The organism is Microbulbifer thermotolerans (assembly GCF_900112305.1).
GTDB lineage: Bacteria > Pseudomonadota > Gammaproteobacteria > Pseudomonadales > Cellvibrionaceae > Microbulbifer > Microbulbifer thermotolerans.
Genome location: NZ_FOKT01000018.1, coordinates 1 through 5,950, shown reverse-complemented (window position 1 = coordinate 5,950; position 5,950 = coordinate 1). Strand labels below are relative to the sequence as shown.

Here is a 5,950-nt window from a genome sequence, read left to right as displayed (position 1 = left end):
TGGCTCTGGAGGGAGTAAAGTAAAAATGGACACCCATAAATTAAAAAATTGATGGGAAGACCATTGCACACTTACTCTGATGTTTCTAGGGGCTGTTATTTGGGTTATTAGATCTGACGTACTGTATGGAATTGCGCCAAACAGCTTTATTGGGGTGTAACAGCACGTCGAGGAAGCCCGCGACGGTATTTTTCAAGGAAAGGCAAAATTTTAGGGGGGGGATAGAAGCGCTCACTGTCGCGGATTCCGTGGGCCCTGAATTTTCCGATCTGCTCGCTGGCAGAGCATACTGAATGGGCGGCTCCAGCCAGAGACTTGCGGCTTCGAAGCTGCGGTTCAGTTAGAGCTATTGTCAAGGATCTATCTGGAGCCGCTTACAATTACACCAACCGCTTAAAAACCTATAGCGAAGAGGGCGAACTCAAAGCGACTTACTTCTACAACGCTCTGGGTCAGCGTGTGCGTACGGACAAGAGCGAGGACAACCTGCTGCACTACGACTTGGGTGGACAGTATCTTGCTGAGACCAATATCGCTGCCAACGGCACAGATATCCAGAGCCAGATTGACTACATCTACCTGGATAACATGCCGGTGGCACAGATTGTAACGACCTTTAGCGAAGGGGAAGTTCAAAGTAGAACCTTGACTTATCTGCACGCGGACCACTTGAACACGCCGCGTATTGGAACTGATGGTAATGAAGTTGTTGTCTGGCGCTGGGACAGTGATGCGTTTGGGCAGACAGCGCCGGATACTGATCCGGATAGTGATGGAGAACAGACTGTTGTAAATTTGCGGTTTCCGGGGCAGATACAGGGTGGTGAGGCGACGTTTTACTACAATTACTTCAGGGATTATGATTCCAGTCTTGGACGATACCTTCAAAGTGATCCGCTAGGTTTATACGACGGCCAAAATACCTACACTTACGTTTATAACAGCCCCATTAACTACACAGATCCCACTGGAGAATTTGGTGTCCCTGGTGCACTAATTGGCGGCGGAATTGATTTGTTTCTTCAATTGAGTCAAAACGTCTGGAATCTCAGTTGTGTAAATCCATGGCAAGTAGCTGGGGCGGCACCTTTAGGTGCAGTAACTGGAGGTTTGGGTTCCGCTGCGGGCAGGCAAGGTCTTACTGCTGGCTTAAAGGGCTTGTCAAATCAAACTAAAGGTGCGATTGGAGAGGCGCTTTCTACAGCAAAACATACTTTGCGTGGAAGTCGGCGCTTAGGAACACAGCAGCGTATACCTGGCCAACGTTCAATCGCTGACAGTGTTTGGCAAGGCAGAAATGGTAGTATTTATTATGTAGAATCAAAATTTGGTACTTCCGGATTAACCAAGGCACAAAGAGCAGCACAAAGAGCGTTGGGTGGTGCTTATCAAGTAGATCGGTGGGGCTATCCATGGTTTGGTAATGTAGGAAGTGGTTTGGGAGGTACAGCCGGTGCTGCTGCTGGAGGGGCTGCTGCTAATGCGGCTGTAGGTTCTGGTTGTGGATGTAATTAGCTAAATCTGAAGGTGGTTTGTGAGTAAGAGGGAAAGTGAAAATTTGAGAGCTATTTTGGTACAAGACGTTGGTGATCGCCTCGCTAACGTATTTGTTAAAAAAGGATTTTCACTTGTTCCTCTACCTGCTGAAGAAGCAAAATCAGAGCTAAAAATAGTGTTTCCGCTGGGTCGTTTGAAGAGGATGCGAGATGACAATTTAGACGTTATCGAATTCCAATTCGACAAGTACGGAAGGCCAAAATTTGTAATTAATTTTGGAATTGTGCCACCGGGCGGTGTAACTTTGCCGTGGGGCGATCATCTTGATCAGAATGTCGCTGATGTGTCTGCAATTTCTGAATCATACCGGCTATATAGTTCATCTTTGAGAGCTCGTTGGTTTGAGCTTGGCTTGTTATCTCCTAAGAATGAACAGGCAATAACAAGCCTTGTAGACAAGGCAATTGTGCTCTCCAATGAAATAACTAATTGGTTTGAATGCAAAAATGTGGGGAAGCATATGAAAAGATTTGGGCTCCCTGTGTAGTGCTCACAGTCGCGGATTCCGTGGACCCAGCGCTTTCCGAGTTGCTCGCAGACAGAGCGCACTGAATGGGCGGCACCAGCCAGAGACTTAAAACGGTTCTCGAAGTTTTGGTTCAGGTAGAACCAGTGTCGCGGGTAGGGTATTGACTTATCTGCACACGGACCACTTGAACACGCCGCGTATTGGAACTGATGGTAATGAAGTTGTTGTCTGGTGCTGGGACAGTGATGCGTTTGGACAGACAGCGCCGGATACTGATCCGGATAGCGATGGAGTGCAGACTGTTGTAAATTTGCGGTTTCCGGGGCAGATACAGGGTGGTGAGGCGACGTATTATTACAACTACTTTAGGGATTACGATCCGGGCACGGGCAGGTACTTGGAATCCGACCCGATTGGACTCAACGGCGGCATAAATACTTACCTGTATGTACTTGGAAACCCAATCAATTATTTCGATGACATTGGATTGGCACCTTCTGGAAAAATTACAGATTTAGGTGGTGGAAACCGTGTGCGAATAGATAACCCTCATGTTACAGGACAACAAAAACACGCGCATTTTGAAACACCTAAAGGCAACGGTGTCGTTAACCAAGACGGCACTCAAAGTCGTAAGAACAGCGGAAGCCTCGAAAATATGAATAAAAAATTAGGAAGTTCTTGCAGAAGAAAGGATTTAAGCTGAGACGCCCTGCCTGCATGATGATTCCATTCAATATATCTCCGAAAGACATGTATTGTGAGATAAATCCAGATTTATGTATTGAAGTGCCGATGTGCTAGGAGGAAAGTGTGAGAGCTTTTGGTTATGAGAGTGGTGGGGATAAATTGCTAACAATAAGTGAGGTTACCTTGCAGGCTTCGCCAGAGGAGCTTAGGAAGTTAGCGAAATTTGTTGAAAAATGTGCCGCTGAGATGGATGAAGACGAAAATTGGGAGCATGAGCATTATTCTGAGTATGTTGGCGTTGAGAACTCATCTATAGAATGTGATCTGATAGTTTTTAAGCCTTGATTTTCTAAGATTCTCGAATTAATCCAATAGCAAAACCCCAGCCGTTCGTCTGGAGTTTTGTCATTTTGGTTCTCTAAAAAATCAAGCCGACTTCTTCTGACCGATCACCTCATCCAGCATCTTCGAAATCGGCTTCTGCTTACTCCTGAGCAATTGGCTGATCTGTTACGCTTGCTGCTGTAGCCGGGAGGTGGGGCCGCGCTTGCCGGTGCTCTTACTTTCGTTGCTGAGCAGCTCGTCAATGCTGGTGTGGAGTATCTAGAGCCTGCGGAGTGCGATTCGTGCGAATGACAAAAAAGGATTTCCTTGAGCTAATGTCGTTTCCGGAAGAGTGGTTGCTTTGGAATTGTAGTGGTCAAGTGTTTTAGGCCGCCGTCTTTTGGGGGGTAAAAATGGACACCCATAAATTAAAAAATTGATGGGAAGGCTATTGCATACTTACTCCGCTGTTGTCAGGGTCTGCTATTTGGGTTATTTAGATATGACGTCCTGTATGGAATTGTGTCAAATAGCTTTATTGGGATGTAACAGCACGTCGAGGAAGCCCGTGACGGTATTTTTCAAGGAAAGGCAAAACTTTAGGAAGTGATCGTCGGGGATAGGTAGTGCTCACAATCGCGGATTCCGTGGGCCCGGCGCTTTCCGAATTGCTCGCAGGCAGAGCGCACTGAATGGGCGGCGCCAGCCAGAGACTTGCGGCTTTCGAAGTTGCGGTTCAGGTAGCGCCGGTGTCGCGGGTAGAGCCTTGCCTTATCTGCACACGGACCACTTAAACACGCCGCGTATTGGAACTGACAGTAATGAAGTTGTTATCTGGCGCTGGGACAGTGATGCGTTTGGGCAGGCAGCGCCGGATACTGATCCGGATAGCGATCGAGAGCAGATTGTTGTAAATTTGCGGTTCCCGGAGCAGATACAGGGTGATGAGGCGGCGTTTTACTACAACTACTTCAGGGATTATGATTCCAGTCTTGGACGATACTTGCAAAGTGATCCGATTGGCCTGAGAGGTGGATTAAATACCTACGCTTACGTCGATGGTAATCCTCTGAATTTTGTTGATCCCCTTGGGTTATATACCGAGATTATTATTTGGCAACCTGTGGGGCATTCGTCATCATCATTTGGGCATGTGTCTTCAAATGTTAATGGAACTAACTATTCGTGGGGGCCGGGCGGTTGGGATACGAAATATCCTAATGCTTCTGATTATGCGAGTCGCCAGCAGGCTTTTCGTTCAGGGGTCGGTCAAATTCTCAATTTGACTCCAGAACAAGAAGCAAAATTAGTTGCGTGTTATGCAAAGCATGGGGGCGATTACAGTGCTTTTTCGAATAATTGCGGTGATCCTCATAAGGACTGTTTGAAAGAAGCGTTGGGCTCGTCTGTCTCTGATTCATTCTTCCCAGTGAATATTGGTAATGACTTGTTGGATTCTCCACTCAATGGTGGATCGACTTTCTACCCTGGGCCTGAGCGCGGATTTTGGGATGATGGGTTTTGGACAAAATGAAAAATAATATGCGTTGGATAATCCTGATACTGGTATGTGGAATTACGTGGCTGTTTTTTTATATGCAGCAAAAACCACCGTTGTACTTGATGGCAAAAGAAATTGTTCCGGTGTTTTCGAGTCAAGAAGACGCAATGACTTTGCCTAAGGAGAGGGCTTGGAAAAACTTAGAGCCTCAACAGAAAGTGCAAGTGCTTTCATGTGTGGATGTCAAGCACTACCTCATTTACAAGGTATCTCTTAATGGGGGGGTGGGATTTGTGAATGAAGGAAACTATGTACTTTTAAGAAGCGGTAAACCGGCTATTTGTTAAACTTGATTCGAGCCGGACAACAGAAAGCCCAGCCAAAATGCTGGGTTTTTATTGCGTCGCGAACCCTGACAAGCGCTTTGCCTCAACGGCTACCTGTCAGAGTACCCACTCCAACCGTTTCTAACCTTGGGGCAGGCTCTCGGGTTCTGGGAAGAGTATTAGGTCGACTTGTACCCTATGTGGGTTGGAGCTTGCTGGGTAATGATGCTGTTCAATTAGCTGATTGCTTAGCGGAATGTGAAGAAAAAGGGGAGTGCAGCATATGAGTGTCGAGGGAAATGAAATAAAGGCCCGAGTGATTGACTTCTTGAGCAATGAAACAGCGATCAGCGTATCTAAAATAAACTTGAATACTAGACTTTTTCATGACTTGGGTATTGATGGCGAAGATGCCATGGACTTAATCTCGGAATTCTCTAAGTCTTTTGAAGTTGATGTATCCAATTTTCAGTATTCTGAATATTTTGGCAATGAAGGTGCTGCTTCACCTTTTAGCTTGATTAAGATGATTTTAAATGGTCGTACACAAGCTGATAAGAAAGAGATTACTGTAGAAAATCTTATTGAGTCGATTCGAAAGGGATATCTGATATAAAAGACCGATAGGGTTGTCTGAGAAAGGTAAAAATGGATACCCATAAATTAAAAAATTGATGGGAAGGCCATTGCAAACTTACTCTGATGTTTCTAGGGTCTGCTATTTGGGTTACTAGATCTGACGTCCTGTATGGGTGAAAAATGCCGGTGCTGAAAGTTCTCGTGCACAATGGGGCGCGTTGTCGGCATTACCTACCCATCTGGCCGCAGCGTCATCTATAGTCGCGATGCATTAGGTCGCATCAGTGCCATCACCACTAAAGATAATGCACAAGCCACCACCCAGACCATCGTCAGCAATATCCAATATCACCCCTACGGCGGTATTGCATCCATGGATTACGGCAACGGCATCACCCAGAGCTACACCTATGACCTGGACGGAAGGTTGGAAACGGTAACCGCCACTGGAATCGGTGATATCCGTTCTGAATACTACACCTATGATCTCGCCAACAATATCAC

General features: G+C 46.2%; 8 protein-coding genes. All 8 read left to right on the top strand.

What is annotated here, in order from left to right; translation table 11 throughout:
• Window positions 1-315: 315 nt before the first annotated feature.
• Complete coding sequence (locus BM155_RS16510; protein WP_074904416.1) at window positions 316-1,515, top strand: RHS repeat-associated core domain-containing protein; 1,200 nt, start codon at window positions 316-318, stop codon at window positions 1,513-1,515.
• A 19-nt stretch (window positions 1,516-1,534) separates the two neighbouring features.
• Complete coding sequence (locus BM155_RS16505; RefSeq protein WP_074904413.1) at window positions 1,535-2,044, top strand: DUF4304 domain-containing protein; 510 nt, start codon at window positions 1,535-1,537, stop codon at window positions 2,042-2,044.
• 142 nt (window positions 2,045-2,186) lie between these two features.
• Window positions 2,187-2,732 carry an RHS repeat-associated core domain-containing protein gene (locus tag BM155_RS16500; RefSeq protein ID WP_074904410.1) on the top strand — a complete coding sequence of 182 codons (546 nt, stop codon included), beginning with the start codon at window positions 2,187-2,189 and terminating at the stop codon, window positions 2,730-2,732.
• A gap of 107 nt (window positions 2,733-2,839) precedes the next feature.
• Window positions 2,840-3,061, top strand: a complete 222-nt coding sequence (locus BM155_RS16495; protein WP_074904407.1) for an Imm32 family immunity protein — start codon at window positions 2,840-2,842, stop codon at window positions 3,059-3,061.
• A gap of 745 nt (window positions 3,062-3,806) precedes the next feature.
• Window positions 3,807-4,574: an RHS repeat-associated core domain-containing protein gene (locus BM155_RS16490; protein ID WP_074904404.1), complete on the top strand. Its 768-nt coding sequence runs from the start codon at window positions 3,807-3,809 to the stop codon at window positions 4,572-4,574.
• Window positions 4,562-4,888 carry a hypothetical protein gene (locus BM155_RS16485; RefSeq protein WP_139223317.1) on the top strand — a complete coding sequence of 109 codons (327 nt, stop codon included), beginning with the start codon at window positions 4,562-4,564 and terminating at the stop codon, window positions 4,886-4,888. Before BM155_RS16490 ends, BM155_RS16485 begins: the two co-directional genes overlap by 13 nt.
• Before the next feature lie 262 nt (window positions 4,889-5,150).
• Window positions 5,151-5,483, top strand: coding sequence for a DUF1493 family protein (locus tag BM155_RS16480; protein WP_074904397.1), 333 nt, complete (start codon window positions 5,151-5,153; stop codon window positions 5,481-5,483).
• Between the two features lie 171 nt (window positions 5,484-5,654).
• Window positions 5,655-5,950, top strand: a 296-nt coding sequence (locus tag BM155_RS16475; protein ID WP_139223316.1) for an RHS repeat domain-containing protein, incomplete at its 3' end; no start/stop codon positions are given.